Origin of the sequence: Streptomyces sp. NPDC057682 (genome assembly GCF_042799575.1) — a bacterium.
GTDB lineage: Bacteria > Actinomycetota > Actinomycetes > Streptomycetales > Streptomycetaceae > Streptomyces.
Map to the genome: position 1 here is coordinate 1 of NZ_JBHVIN010000024.1, position 13,654 is coordinate 13,654.

General features: G+C 74.6%; 12 protein-coding genes, 1 rRNA gene and 1 pseudogene. 12 read left to right on the forward strand and 2 right to left on the reverse strand.

The window, feature by feature from the left end:
• The 3 genes and pseudogenes from rrf to ACFVDM_RS34000 all read left to right on the forward strand — a co-directional run.
• A 5S ribosomal RNA gene (rrf, locus tag ACFVDM_RS33990) occupies positions 1-88 on the forward strand; the annotation flags it as partial.
• 109 nt (positions 89-197) lie between these two features.
• A pseudogene (locus tag ACFVDM_RS33995) lies at positions 198-1,013 on the forward strand (tetratricopeptide repeat protein); the annotation flags it as partial.
• Positions 1,014-1,628: 615 nt separating this feature from the next.
• Positions 1,629-2,360 carry a hypothetical protein gene (locus ACFVDM_RS34000; protein WP_383650132.1) on the forward strand — a complete coding sequence of 244 codons (732 nt, stop codon included), beginning with the start codon at positions 1,629-1,631 and terminating at the stop codon, positions 2,358-2,360.
• 61 nt (positions 2,361-2,421) lie between these two features.
• Here ACFVDM_RS34000 and ACFVDM_RS34005 read toward each other — a convergent pair whose 3' ends face one another.
• Complete coding sequence (locus tag ACFVDM_RS34005; RefSeq protein ID WP_383649715.1) at positions 2,422-3,702, reverse strand: DUF1015 family protein; 1,281 nt, start codon at positions 3,700-3,702, stop codon at positions 2,422-2,424.
• Between the two features lie 70 nt (positions 3,703-3,772).
• Here ACFVDM_RS34005 and ACFVDM_RS34010 point away from each other — a divergent pair, with 70 nt between their 5' ends.
• The 4 genes from ACFVDM_RS34010 to ACFVDM_RS34025 all read left to right on the forward strand — a co-directional run bounded on the left by ACFVDM_RS34010 (position 3,773) and on the right by ACFVDM_RS34025 (position 8,076).
• Positions 3,773-4,801, forward strand: coding sequence for an HAD hydrolase-like protein (locus tag ACFVDM_RS34010; RefSeq protein ID WP_383649719.1), 1,029 nt, complete (start codon positions 3,773-3,775; stop codon positions 4,799-4,801).
• A gap of 280 nt (positions 4,802-5,081) precedes the next feature.
• Positions 5,082-6,140: a FecCD family ABC transporter permease gene (locus tag ACFVDM_RS34015; protein WP_383649724.1), complete on the forward strand. Its 1,059-nt coding sequence runs from the start codon at positions 5,082-5,084 to the stop codon at positions 6,138-6,140.
• Positions 6,137-7,192, forward strand: coding sequence for a FecCD family ABC transporter permease (locus ACFVDM_RS34020; RefSeq protein ID WP_383649726.1), 1,056 nt, complete (start codon positions 6,137-6,139; stop codon positions 7,190-7,192). Before ACFVDM_RS34015 ends, ACFVDM_RS34020 begins: the two co-directional genes overlap by 4 nt.
• A gap of 77 nt (positions 7,193-7,269) precedes the next feature.
• On the forward strand, positions 7,270-8,076 hold the full coding sequence (locus tag ACFVDM_RS34025) for an ABC transporter ATP-binding protein (RefSeq protein ID WP_383649730.1): 807 nt from the start codon (positions 7,270-7,272) through the stop codon (positions 8,074-8,076).
• Positions 8,077-8,080: 4 nt separating this feature from the next.
• On the opposite strand, the gene ACFVDM_RS34030 is transcribed toward ACFVDM_RS34025, so the two are convergent.
• On the reverse strand, positions 8,081-8,428 hold the full coding sequence (locus tag ACFVDM_RS34030) for an SCP2 sterol-binding domain-containing protein (protein ID WP_383649734.1): 348 nt from the start codon (positions 8,426-8,428) through the stop codon (positions 8,081-8,083).
• Positions 8,429-8,471: 43 nt separating this feature from the next.
• Between ACFVDM_RS34030 and ACFVDM_RS34035 the strand changes: the two genes are divergently transcribed.
• From ACFVDM_RS34035 to ACFVDM_RS34055, 5 genes are all read left to right on the forward strand, one after another.
• Entirely contained in the window at positions 8,472-8,771 is a 300-nt protein-coding gene (locus ACFVDM_RS34035; RefSeq protein WP_383649737.1) for a hypothetical protein, read from the forward strand.
• A gap of 7 nt (positions 8,772-8,778) precedes the next feature.
• Positions 8,779-9,594, forward strand: coding sequence for a TlyA family RNA methyltransferase (locus ACFVDM_RS34040; RefSeq protein ID WP_383649741.1), 816 nt, complete (start codon positions 8,779-8,781; stop codon positions 9,592-9,594).
• The gene (locus ACFVDM_RS34045) at positions 9,591-10,496 is read left to right on the forward strand and encodes an NAD kinase (RefSeq protein WP_383649745.1); all 906 of its coding nucleotides are present in this window, start codon (positions 9,591-9,593) and stop codon (positions 10,494-10,496) included. Before ACFVDM_RS34040 ends, ACFVDM_RS34045 begins: the two co-directional genes overlap by 4 nt.
• 79 nt (positions 10,497-10,575) lie before the next feature.
• Positions 10,576-12,321, forward strand: coding sequence for a DNA repair protein RecN (gene recN, locus ACFVDM_RS34050; RefSeq protein WP_383649747.1), 1,746 nt, complete (start codon positions 10,576-10,578; stop codon positions 12,319-12,321).
• A 234-nt stretch (positions 12,322-12,555) separates the two neighbouring features.
• Positions 12,556-13,653, forward strand: a complete 1,098-nt coding sequence (locus ACFVDM_RS34055; RefSeq protein ID WP_383649750.1) for a glycosyltransferase family 4 protein — start codon at positions 12,556-12,558, stop codon at positions 13,651-13,653.
• The last annotated feature ends 1 nt before the right edge of the window (position 13,654 follow it).

Below are 13,654 nucleotides of genomic sequence, written 5' to 3' on the forward strand. Positions count from 1 at the left end.
CGGTTACATTCCGAACCCGGAAGCTAAGCCTTTCAGCGCCGATGGTACTGCAGGGGGGACCCTGTGGGAGAGTAGGACGCCGCCGAACAATCTTTCAGGACCCTTGGTCCCAGCGTTCAGCGCTGGGACCAAGGGTCCTTTTTGTTTTGCCGAAGCGCGTCCGGTGTCCGGCTGCGCAAGAATGTCTGTAGTACTCGATGACAGGAGCCCCACCGATGCCCACCAACTCTCCCGACGATCGTTCGGATCGCGAGCCGCGTCGCCGGGACGGCGGTGACCGGGGCGGCTACAGCGGCGGCCGGTCGGGCGGCGGGCAGCGCAGGGACGACAACCGTGGTGGCGGGTACCGTCGCGACGACAGTCGGTCCGGTGGCGACCGTGGCGGCTTCCGCCGTGACGACGACAGCCGTGGTGGTTTCCGCCGCGACGACCGCGACCGCGGTCCGCGCCGTGACGACAACCGGGGCGGTTCCTCCAGCGGTGGCTTCCGCCGCGATGACCGTCGTGACGACCGGCCGCGTGGGCCGCGTCGCGACGACGACAACCGCGGTGGCGGCTTCCGCCGCGACGACAGCCGGCCCGGCGGCGACCGTGGAGGCTTCCGCCGTGACGACCGTGACCGTGATCGTGGTCCGCGCCGTGACGACAACCGGGGCGGCTCGTACGGTGGTGGGTTCCGGCGTGATGACCGTGGTGGCTCCGCCGGTGGTGGGTTCCGGCGTGATGACCGTGGTGGCTCCGCCGGTGGTGGGTTCCGGCGTGATGACCGTGGTGGCTCCGCCGGTGGTGGCTTCCGGCGTGATGACCGTGGTGGCTCCGCCGGTGGTGGCTTCCGGCGTGATGACCGTGGTGGCTCCGCCGGTGGTGGCTTCCGGCGTGACGACCGCGGGGGTTCCGCCGGTGGTGGGTTCCGTCGTGATGAGCGGGCTCCTCGGCGTGAGGACGACCGGGGCGGCCGTCCGGGCGGCGGGTTCGACCGTCGTGACGACCGGCCGCGTGGGCCGCGTCGCGACGACGACAACCGTGGCGGCGGCTTCCGCCGCGACGACAGCCGGCCCGGCGGCGACCGCGGTGGCTTCCGCCGTGACGACGACAACCGCGGTGGCGGGTACCGCCGTGACGACCGCGACCGTGATCGTGGTCCGCGCCGTGACGACAACCGGGGCGGCTCGTACGGCGGTGGCTTCCGGCGTGAAGACCGTGGTGGCTCCGCCGGTGGTGGGTTCCGTCGTGATGAGCGGGCTCCTCGGCGTGAGGACGACCGGGGCGGCCGTCCGGGCGGCGGGTCCGACCGTCGTGACGACCGGCCGCGTGGGCCGCGTCGCGACGACGACAACCGTGGTGGCGGCTTCCGCCGTGACGACGACAACCGCGGTGGCGGGTACCGCCGCGACGACCGTGGTCCGCGCCGTGACGACAACCGGGGCGGTGGCTACCGGGGCCGGGACGATCAGCGGGGCGGTGGCTACCGGGGTCGCGACGACCGGGACCGGGGCGGTTACCGGGGCCGGGACGACCGGGGCGGTTACGACCGGCGCGACGACCGCGACCGTGAGCCCATCAAGCGGCTGCCCATTCCCGACGACGTCACCGGGCACGAGATCGACCCGGACGTCCGTCAGGAGCTGATGAGCCTGCCGAAGACGCTCGCCGAGGACGTGGCGCGGAACCTCGTCATGGTGGCGCGGTACATCGACGAGGACCCCGACCAGGCGTACGCGTACTCGCGCATCGCCCTGCGGCTGGCCTCGCGGGTCGCCGCCGTCCGGGAGGCCGCCGGCTTCGCCGCGTACGCGACCCAGAAGTACGCGGAGGCGCTGGCCGAGTTCCGTGCCGCCCGGCGGATGACCGGGTCCGTGGAGCTGTGGCCCGTCATGGCCGACTGCGAACGCGGACTGGGGCGGCCCGAGCGCGCGCTGGCCATGGCCGGCGAGCCCGAGGTGCAGAAGCTGGACAAGGCGGGCCAGGTCGAGATGCGGCTGGTCGCCGCCGGTGCCCGCCGGGACATGGGGCAGCTCGACGCCGCCATCGTGACCCTGCAGAGCTCCGAGCTGGCCTCCAGCGCGGTGCACGCCTGGACGCCGCGGCTGCGCTACGCGTACGCGGACGCCCTGCTCGCCGCCGGGCGTGAGGACGAGGCCCGCGAATGGTTCGGCAAGGCGCTGGAGGCCGACAAGGACGGCGCCACGGACGCCTCCGACCGGCTGGCCGAGCTGGACGGGGTGGAGTTCGTGGACGCCCTCGACGACGAGGACGACGAGGGCGACGACACCGGCACGGCCGGGGCGTCGGCCGTGAGCGCCGCGGACGACGACGCCTCCGAGGACGGCGACGAGCACGACGGTCCGGCCACGGCCTGACGACAGGGAAGAGGGCGGCACCCCGCACGGGGTGCCGCCCTCTTCCGCGTTCCGGGACGGATCAGCCGAGGTCCAGACCGCGCAGGACCAGTCCCGTGGCGGGCTTGGGGCCGAACGACGTCGACTTGCGGGGCATGGTGACCCCCTGCCGGGCCAGGTCCCGGACGAGGCCCTCGCGTACCGGATGCATCAGCACCGCGGTGGAACCGTGCCGCTCCGCCTGCTCGACGGCGGCAGCCGTGTCGTGGATGTAGGCGATCCGGGACGGATCGTCGTCGGGGACCCGCCAGACCCCGCCGAGCAGCGTCGCGTGCAGGACCGTCGCGTCCAGGGAGCGGTAGGCGGCCGGGCGGTCCGCCGGGACGGTACGGGCGAGCAGGGCCTCGTCCGGCCGGTCGACGAGGTGGAAGGCGCCGTCGCCCGCCAGCAGGAACGCGTTGCCCTCCGCCGCCGCACCGGCCAGCGCGTCCAGGGCGCGGGGGAGCGGCCCCTCCACGGTGCGGACCCGGAACAGGCCCGTCAGCGCGGCGAGCGCGTCGGCCACGGGGAGCCCGTGCAGCAGCCGGTGGATCGAACGGACCCGCAGCGGATAGTGGGCCGTGTCCACGAGCAGGACCAGGCCGAAGTCCCAGGGGCCGGGGGCGGAGTGCTCGCGGCGCAGCCGCAGATAGGTGGCCCAGCGGTGGTGGCCGTCGGCGATCAGGGCCTGGTGGCCGGCCAGGTCCCGTTCGATCTCCGCCCGGTCACCGGGGTCCGTGACCGCCCAGAGCCGGTGGTGGAACCCGTCCTCCGTCGTCGTGTCCAGCAGCGGCGGCAGCTCCACCGTCCGCCCGATGACCGCGTGCGTGCCCGTCGCTCCGCCGTCGCCCGGATAGGTCAGCAGCAGCGGTTCGAGGTGGGCCCGCGTCGTCCGCATCAGATCGGCGCGGTCCTCCACGACGTGGTCCATCACGTCCTCGTGCGGGAGCACGATCCCGTTGCCCGGCTCCGACAGTTCCAGGGCGCCGATCACCCCGCGCTGGAGGATCCCGTCGCCCCGCTGCTCGTACACGTACAGGACGGGTTCGGGATCCGGGGCCAGGACGCCCTCGGCCCGCCAGCGGCGCAGGGTCGCGGCGGCCTGCTCGTGCCGGGCGGTGGCCGACTCCCCCTGGGGGAGGATCAGCCGCACGATGTTGTGCGGATCCGCCGATTCGAGGTGGTGCAGCCCGTCGGGGCGTACGACCACGTCGTACGGGGGTGAGGTCACCGCCGAAAGACTGCCGACCCGGTCGGGGACGTAACGCAGTCCGCGGAACGGAACCAGACGCAGTCCCGGGATCGCCGGGCCTCGTGTGTTCATCCCAGCATCGTAGGTGCGCCCGCCCGATGCGCGATGATCGGGGGAGACGCAGCGATGAGGAGTGGCGGACATGAGTGGCGCGAGCAGGACCAGGCCCGGCGGGAGCAGCACCCCGCTGAACGAGGCGTACGACACGGCGCTGCTCGATCTCGACGGAGTGGTGTACGCCGGAGGACAGGCGATCGGCCATGCCGTCGCGTCCCTCGGCACCGCGCGGGACGCCGGCATGCATCTCGCGTACGTCACCAACAACGCGCTGCGCACCCCCGCCGCGGTGGCGGAGCATCTGACGGAGCTGGGGGTGCCCGCGGAACCCGGCGACGTCATCACCTCCGCCCAGGCCGTCGCCCGGCTGATCGCCGATCAGTTGCCCGCCGGGGCACGGGTGCTCGTGGTCGGCGGCGAGGGGCTGCGGGTGGCGCTGCGTGAACGCGGGCTCGTGCCGGTGGAGTCGGCCGACGACGACCCGGCGGCGGTGGCGCAGGGGTACGGGGGGCCGGACATGGCGTGGGGGCGGTTTGCCGAGGCCTGTTACGCGATCAACCGCGGGCTGCCGTGGTTCGCGTCCAACACCGATCTGACGATCCCCGGTGCCCGGGGCATCGCGCCCGGCAACGGCGCCGCCGTGGAGGTCGTGCGCATCGCCACCGGCGCCGAGCCCCGGGTCGCCGGGAAGCCGTTGCCGCCGATGCACCGCGAGACGGTGCTGCGGACCGGGGCGGAGCGTCCGCTCGTCGTCGGGGACCGGCTCGACACGGACATCGAGGGGGCGTTCAACGGGGACGTGGACTCGCTGCTCGTGCTCACCGGGGTGACCGACGCGGCGCGTCTGCTCGCCGCGGTGCCGGCCCACCGGCCCACGTACGTCGACCGCGATCTGCGCGGGCTGCTGACCGGCCAGCCCGAGGTGGTCCCGGCGGGCGACGGGCATCTCTGCGGTGGATGGACGGCGTCGGTGCGCGGTGAGGCCCTGGTGCTGGACGGTGACGGCGACCCGCTCGACGGGCTGCGCGCCCTGTGCGGTGCGGCCTGGACGTACGCCGGGGACGGGGCCTGCGGGCTCGACGCGGGCAAGGCGGTCGCGCGCCTCGGGCTGTAGGGCGCGGGGAGGGCCGTTCCGGACCCGGGGGTTCGCGGTCCCGATGCCTTCTGCCCGGACCCGGGCCTCGTGGACCGGGCCTGACCAGACCGGAGCCGGGACTCTCGGGCCGGGCACGTCCTGGCCGGAACCGGGGCTCCCGGACCGGGCACGTCCTGGCCGGACCAGGGGCTCCCGGACCGGGCGTGTCCCGGCCGATCCGAGGGCTCCCGGACCGGCCCCGGGCCGGTCTCCCCGGCCACCCATCGGCGGCGCGGAGAGGCTAGGCTAACCTAACCGCGTGTTGGTTGAGAGTCCTCCGAACCCCCGTCCGGGCGCGTCCGCCGTGCCCGCCCAGGCCCCGCCGCCCCGGCGCCACGCGATGCGTGCCACGGGACTGCTGTTGGCCCTGGGGCTCCTGGTGCTGGTCTGTCTGGTGAGCGTCGCGGTCGGCGCCAAGGCGCTGCCGCTCGCCGATGTGTGGCACGGCCTGTTCCACTCCAGCGGCAGCGACGATGTCCTCGTCCGCGAGGTGCGCGTCCCCCGGACCGTGCTCGGACTGCTGGTCGGAGCGGCTCTCGGACTCGCCGGCGCGGTGATGCAGGCGCTGACCCGCAATCCGCTGGCCGAACCGGGGCTGCTCGGCGTCAACGCCGGAGCGTCCGCCGCCGTCGTCTCCGCGATCAGCTTCTTCGGCGTCACCTCCCTGACCGGGTACGTCTGGTTCGCGTTCGCCGGGGCCGCGCTCGTCTCGGCCGCCGTCTATCTGCTCGGCGGCAGCCGCTCCGCCAACCCCGTGCGCCTCGCGCTCGCCGGGACGGCCGTCACCGCCGCGCTGTACGGCTACGTCAACGCCGTACAACTGCTGGACTCCGCCGCCCTCGACCGGCTGCGGTTCTGGACCGTCGGTTCGCTGGCCTCCGCGAGCCCGGGGACGATCGGCAAGGTCTGGCCGTTCATCGCGCTCGGCGTGCTGCTCACCGCGCTCATCGCCCGCCCGCTCAACGCGCTGGAGATGGGCGACGACACCGCACGCGCGCTCGGCGCGCGGCTGACCCGGACCCGGATCCTCGCCATGCTCGCCGTCACCCTGCTGTGCGGGGCCGCGACCGCCGCGTGCGGGCCGATCGTCTTCATCGGGCTGATGATCCCGCATCTGGTGCGCACGATCACCGGGCCGGACCTGCGCTGGATCCTGCCGTACTCCGCCGTCCTCGCCCCGGTGCTGCTGCTCGGGGCCGACGTCGTCGGCCGGGTCGTCGCCCGTCCGTCCGAACTCCAGGTCGGCATCGTCACCGCGCTGCTCGGCGGACCCGTCTTCCTCCACCTCGTACGACGCAAGAGGATGGTCCAGCTGTGAGCACCACCACCGGGAAGCGGTCCGTGCGGGCCGTCCGGACCGCAGGCGGGTACTCGTTCCGTACGGACGTGCGTGCCGCCCTCGTCACCGTGCTGCTCGCCGTCGTGGCGGCCGGCGCGGCCGTCGTCCTCATCGGCACCGGCGACTTCTCCCTGACCCCCGCCGAGGTGGTCCGCACGCTCCTGGGACACGGCACGTTCCAGCAGGAGTTCATCGTCACGGACCTGCGGCTGCCGCGGGTCCTGGTCGGGCTCCTGGTCGGCGCGGCGCTGGGCGTCGGCGGCGCCGTCTTCCAGACGCTCTCGCGCAACCCGCTCGGCAGCCCCGACGTGCTCGGCTTCGGCCAGGGCGCCACCGTGGGCGCGCTGAGCGTGATCGTCCTCTTCCAGGGCGGGGCGACCGCGGTCGCGGGCGGCGCGATCGCCGGCGGACTGCTCACCGGGGTCGCCGTGTACCTGCTGGCGTGGAAGCGCGGGGTCCACGGCTTCCGGCTCGTCCTCGTGGGCATCGGCGCCGCCGCCATGCTCACCGCCGGCACCCAGTACCTCATCACCAAGGCCAATCTGGTGGACGCCACCCGGGCCGTCGTCTGGATGACCGGATCGCTCGACGGCCGCGACTGGGCCCAGGTCCGGCCGCTCCTCGCGGTCTGCGCGGTGCTGCTGCCGCTGGTCTTCCTGCACGGACCCGCCCTGCGGGTGATGGAGATGGGCGACGACGCCGCGTACGCCCTCGGGGTACGGGTCGAACGGACCCGGCTCGTCCTCATGGGCGCGGCGGTGCTGCTCGTCGCGGTGGCCACGGCCGCCGCCGGACCGATCGCCTTCGTCTCGCTGAGCGCCCCGCAGCTGGCCCGCCGGCTCACCCGCTCCACCGGGCCCAACCTGGTCGCCGCGACCTTCATGGGCGCGGCCCTGCTCCTCGTCGCCGACTGGGTGTCGATGCGGGCCTTCGGCGACCGGCAGCTGCCCGTCGGCGTCGTCACCGGTGTGCTCGGCGGCTGCTATCTGCTCTGGCTGCTGGTCACCGAACGCCGGGCGGGCCGCATATGAGGGCCCGCACCCGGGACACCGGCCGCGCCGGCGCCCCGTCCACCGCAACCGAACCGAACGACCCCCGGAGTACGACCATGCAGCGCCTGACCGCGGACTCGGTGACCCTCGGCTACGACCAGCGGGTCATCGCGGAGAACCTCTCGGTCGAGATCCCGGACCGGTCGTTCACCGTGATCGTCGGCCCCAACGCCTGCGGCAAGTCGACCCTGCTGCGGGCACTCTCGCGGATGCTGCGGCCGAGCCGGGGCCGGGTGCTGCTGGACGGGGAGTCCATCCACGGTCTGCCCGCGAAGAAGGTCGCCCGGACCCTCGGGCTGCTGCCCCAGTCCTCGATCGCGCCCGAGGGCATCACCGTCGCGGATCTGGTCGCCCGCGGCCGCTACCCGCACCAGGGACTGCTCCGCCAGTGGTCGCCCGAGGACGAGCGCATTGTCGAGGAGTCGATGGCGGCCACCGGCGTCGGAGCGCTGGGGGATCGCTATGTCGACGAATTGTCCGGCGGTCAGCGCCAGCGCGTCTGGATCGCCATGGCGCTCGCCCAGCAGACCCCGCTGCTGCTGCTCGACGAGCCCACCACGTACCTCGACATCCAGCACCAGATCGACGTGCTCGACCTCTGTGCCGAACTCCACGAGACCCAGGGCCGCACGCTGGTGGCCGTCCTGCACGACCTGAACCACGCCGCGCGGTACGCCACGCATCTCATCGCCATGCGGGACGGCAGGGTCGTCGCGGAGGGCCCGCCCGGCGACGTCGTCACCGCGGAGCTGGTGGAGCGGGTCTTCGGGCTGCGCTGCCAGGTGATCGACGACCCGGAGACGGGGACACCGCTGGTGGTGCCCGCCGCCCGGCAGCGTGCCGCGAAGACCGCCGGGGCCTGACCGGCTACAGCAGGGACCGCAGTCTCAGCAGATCGCGGAAGCCCGCCTCCAGCCGGACCCGGCCCGATCCCCACGCGCGCGCGAAGTTCAGCCGGCCGTCCACCATCGCCACCAGATCGTCCCCGGTCATCGCCAGCCGGATCTCGGCCTTCTCCCGGGGCGGTCCCTCGACCGTGTCCAGGACCCGGATCCGGCCGTCCCCGAGGCGGCCGGTGAACGTCACGTCCAGATCCGTGATGTGGCAGCTGAGGGAACGGTCCAGGGCGGCCGCGCCGCGCACGTCGCCGTCGGCCCCCGCGAGGGTGTCGGAAAGTCTGTCGAGTGCGCCGCGGCACTCCTCCATGGTCGCCATCGCGACCGACGGTACCCCAGCGCTTCGGGGTAGCGTTCGCCGTATGAGCGACTCGATGCCGGGGCCGGACGAGGCCGCCGCACCACCGCCCGGCGCGCCCCCGCGGGACGTGCCGGCCGAGCCCGCCGCACCCGCGCCGCTGGGCCTCGTCCGCACGCCCACGGGCGACGCCGGGGTGGACGCGGCGCTGGAGCGGCTGGCCGACGCGGACCACCTCGCGGCGGACGGACACATCGAGGTGTACGAGGATGTACACCGTGGTCTGCGCTCCGCGCTGACCGCGCTGGACGCCGGGCCCGCACCGGCTCCCGTCCCGACGCCCCCGTACGACACCAGGAGCTGAACCGAACGTGGCAGGAGTGGCCCGTCGCCGCCTCGACGCCGAGCTGGTACGCCGAAAGCTCGCCCGCTCACGCGAACACGCGAGCCAGCTGATCGCCGCGGGACGGGTGACCGTCGGCGGCACCACCGCGACCAAGGCGGCCACCCAGGTCGAGACGAGCGCCGCCCTCGTCGTCACCAAGGACGACAGCGACCCCGACTACGTCTCGCGCGGCGGCCACAAACTCGCCGGCGCCCTCGCCGCCTTCGTCCCCCTCGGCCTGGCCGTCGAGGGGCGGCGGGCCCTGGACGCCGGGGCGTCCACCGGCGGCTTCACCGATGTGCTGCTGCGCGCCGGGGCCCGGCAGGTCGTCGCCGTGGACGTCGGCTACGGCCAGCTCGCCTGGTCGCTCCAGTCCGACGCCCGGGTGGTCGTCAAGGACCGGACCAACGTCCGCGAGCTGACGCTCGACGCCATCGACGGCGAGCCCGTCGACCTGGTGGTGGGCGATCTGTCGTTCATCCCGCTCGGACTCGTGCTGCCGGCCCTGGCGCGCTGCGCCGCCCCGGACGCCGACCTCGTCCTCATGGTCAAACCGCAGTTCGAGGTGGGCAAGGAACGGCTCGGCAGCGGCGGTGTGGTGCGCAGCCCCGAGCTGCGGGCCGAGGCGGTCCGCGAGGTGGCCCGCCGGGCCCGGGCGCTCGGCCTGGGCGTCCGTGGCGTCACGGCCAGCCCCTTGCCGGGGCCCTCGGGGAACGTCGAGTACTTTCTGTGGCTGCGGGCCGGGGCACCGGAGCTGGATCCCGCGGATGTCGACCGTGCAGTGGCGGAGGGGCCTCGTTGACGACGAATGCGGCACGAACAGTCTTCCTTTTGGCGCACACCGGCCGCCCGGCCGCGATCCGCAGTGCCGAACTCGTCGTCCAGGGACTGCTCCGCAGCGGACTCGGCGTCCGGGTCCTGGCCACCGAGGCGGCGGATCTGCCGCTCCCGCCGTCCGTCGAGACGGTCACCGACGCCACGGCCGCCCCGGTCGAGGGCTGTGAACTGCTGATCGTCCTCGGCGGCGACGGCACCCTGCTGCGCGGCGCGGAACTCTCCCGCGCCTCCGGGGTCCCCATGCTCGGCGTCAACCTCGGCCGCGTCGGCTTCCTCGCCGAGGCCGAGCGCGACGACCTCGACAAGGTCGTCGACCGGGTCGTCACCCGCGCCTACGCCGTCGAGGAACGCATGACGATCGACGTCGTCGTGCACAGCAACGGCGACGTCGTCCACACCGACTGGGCGCTCAACGAGGCGGCCGTGCAGAAGGTGTCGCCCGAGCGGATGCTGGAGGTCGTGCTGGAGATCGACGGCCGCCCGGTCACCGGCTTCGGCTGCGACGGCATCGTCTGCGCCACCCCCACCGGCTCGACCGCCTACGCCTTCTCGGCCGGCGGGCCCGTCGTCTGGCCCGAGGTCGAGGCGCTGCTGATGGTCCCGATCAGCGCCCACGCCCTGTTCGCCAAACCGCTGGTGACCTCGCCGACCTCGGTGCTGGCCGTCGAGGTCCAGCCGCACACCCCGCACGGGGTGCTCTGGTGCGACGGCCGCAGGACCGTGGAGCTGCCCGCCGGCGCCCGTGTGGAGGTGCGGCGCGGCACCGTGCCCGTCCGCCTCGCCCGGCTGCACCAGGCCTCCTTCACCGACCGGCTGGTCGCCAAGTTCGCCCTGCCGGTCTCGGGATGGCGCGGCGCGCCGCACTGACACCCGGCGCCGCGCACCACCCGATCCGGCGTCCCGGCCCCGACCCGTGTGCACGCGGGGCACGAAACCTCGTATGGTCATGTGCGTGTTGGAGGAGATGCGGATACGGTCGCTCGGAGTCATCGACGACGCGGTGGTGGAGCTGTCACCCGGCTTCACCGCGGTGACCGGTGAGACCGGCGCGGGCAAGACCATGGTCGTCACCAGCCTCGGGCTGCTGCTCGGCGGGCGCGCCGACCCGGCCCTGGTGCGGATCGGCGCCAAGGCCGCGGTCGTCGAGGGCCGGATCACGGTGGCCGAGGGCGACGCGGCGGCGCTGCGCGCCGAGGAGGCCGGGGCCGAGATCGAGGACGGTGCGCTGCTCGTCAGCCGTACCGTTTCCGCCGAGGGGCGCTCCCGGGCCCACCTGGGCGGCAGATCCGTGCCCGTCGGCGTCCTCGCCGAACTCGCGGACGATCTCGTGGCCGTGCACGGCCAGACCGACCAGCAGGGGCTCCTCAAGCCCGCCCGGCAGCGCCAGGCCCTGGACCGCTACGCGGGCGACGGCGTCGCCGTGCCCCACACCGCCTACGCGACCGCCTACCGGCGGCTGCGCGAGGTGGCCGGGGAACTGGACGAGCTGACCACCCGTGCCCGCGAACGGGCCCAGGAGGCCGATCTGCTGCGCTTCGGGCTGGACGAGATCGCCGCCGTGGAACCGCTGCCCGGCGAGGACGCCGAACTGGCCGCCGAGGCACAGCGGCTCGGCCACGCCGACGCCCTCGCCTCCGCCGCCGCCCTCGCGCACACCGCGCTGGCCGGCAATCCGGAGGACCCCGAGGCCCTGGACGCGACGACCGTCGTGGCCGCGGCCCGGCAGGCCCTGGACGGGGTGCGCTCCCACGACGCCGCGCTCGCCGCGCTCGCCGACCGGGTGGGCGAGATCTCGATCCTGCTCGCCGACGTCTCGGGCGAACTGTCCGGGTACGCCGACCAACTCGACGCCGACCCGCTGCGGCTCGCCGCCGTCGAGGAGCGGCGCGCCGCTCTCACCGCCCTCACCCGCAAGTACGGCGAGGACATCGACACCGTGCTGGCCTGGGCGCGGGACGGGGCGGTCCGGCTGACCGAGCTGGAGGGCGACGACGACCGGATCGGCGAGCTCACCGCCGAACGCGACGCGCTGCGTGCCGAACTCTCCGTGCTCGGCCAGGCGTTGAGCGACGCCCGGACGGAGGCCGCGGACCGCTTCGCCGGGGCGGTCACCGAGGAACTGGCCTCGCTGGCCATGCCGCACGCCCGGGTCTCCTTCGCGATCCGGCAGACCGAGGCGCCCGACGAGGCCTCCGGCATCGAGATCGGCGGACGGAACGTCGCGTACGGGCCGTCGGGCGCCGACGAGGTGGAACTCCTGCTGGCCCCGCACCCCGGCGCCCAGCCCCGGCCCATCGCCAAGGGCGCCTCGGGCGGTGAGCTGTCCCGGGTGATGCTCGCCGTGGAGGTCGTCTTCGCGGGCTCCGACCCGGTGCCGACCTACCTCTTCGACGAGGTCGACGCGGGCGTCGGCGGCAAGGCGGCCGTGGAGGTGGGCCGCCGGCTGGCGAAGCTCGCCCGCTCGGCCCAGGTCGTCGTCGTCACCCACCTGCCCCAGGTGGCCGCCTTCGCCGACCGTCAGCTGCTCGTCGAGAAGACCGTGGACGGCTCGGTCACCAGCAGCGGCGTCACCGTCCTGGAGGGCGAGGACCGGGTGCGGGAGCTGTCCCGGATGCTCGCGGGCCAGGAGGACTCCGAGACCGCCCGCGCCCACGCGGAGGAACTGCTCGCCACCGCCCGGACGGACGCGTAGGGCCCGTCCGGCGGTGACGCGCCCCTCGCCCGGCCCCGGGCGGGGGGCGCCCGTATTTCACCCGTGCGAGTGGTGCGCCACGCCGGGTTTGTCGGGGTGAGTCCCGGAGCGACGGTCCGGTCGTGCCGGAACGGGCGTACGGACTGGCATCCTTGGCGTGTAACGGAGAGGGTCGGCCAGTCCCGCACACGGGACCTTCTGCGGCCGGCCCGGGAGCCCCGGGAGCCATTCAACGTGTCACAGCTGCGTACGGTCCAAGTGCTGGGCGGCGGCAGTGCGGGCAGCAGCGCCCATGTCGGTTCGCTGGCCGCCGGACTGATCGCCCGGGGCGTCCAGGTCACCGTCTGCGCCCCGGCCGCGCTGGAACGCGCCTACGGGTTCTCCGCCGCCGGCGCCCGTTTCGCCCCCGTGCCCCGCCGCGCCGACCCCGCCTCGCTCGCCGCGCTGCGCGCCGCCTGCGCCGACGCCGACGTGGTGCACGCCCATGGACTGCACGCCGCCGTACGCACCGCGCTCGCGCTCGGCGGCCGCCGCGTCCCGCTCGTCTTCACCTGGCACACCCGGGCGCACGCCGAGGGCGCACGCCGCCGGCTCCTGCACCTGCTGGAGCGGCGGGCGGCCCGCACCGCGTCCGTGGTGCTCGGCGCCTCCTCGGACCTGGTCGACCGGGCCCGGCGGCGGGGCGCCCGAGACGCCCGGCTGGCGCCCCTCGCCGCCCCCCTCGCCCAGAGCGCCGCCCCGGTCGACGGTGACAAGGTGCGCGCCGGACTCGGCGCGGTGGGGAGGCCGTTGGTCATGGCGGTCGGCAGCCTCGTCCCGCAGCACGGCTACGGCACCCTGCTCGACGCGGCGCGCGCCTGGCGCCGGCTGGACCCCGCGCCCCTGGTCGCCATCGCGGGGGAGGGCAGGGAGCGGGCCGCCCTGCGGCGCCGGATCAAGGCCGAGGACCTGCCCGTCGCGCTGCTCGGCACCCGCGAGGACGTTCCCGAACTCCTGGCCGCCGCCGATCTGGTGGTGCTCCCCAGCCGCTGGGAGGCCCGCTCCCTGCTGGCCCAGGAGGCGTTGCGGGCCGGGGTGCCGCTGGTCGCCACCGCCGTCGGGGGCGTACCCGAACTCGTCGGCGACGCCGCGGAACTGGTGCCGTACGGCAACGCGGAGGCGCTGGCCCGTGCCGTGGCCCGGCTCCTGGACGACCCGGCGGAACGCGACCGGCTGGCCGCCGCGGGCATCCGGCAGGCCGCGGGCTGGCCGACCGAGGACGACACCATCGCCCATGTCCTCAGCGTCTACGACGAGTTGGCGCAGCCCCTGGGAGTGCCGAGGACCCGCTGAG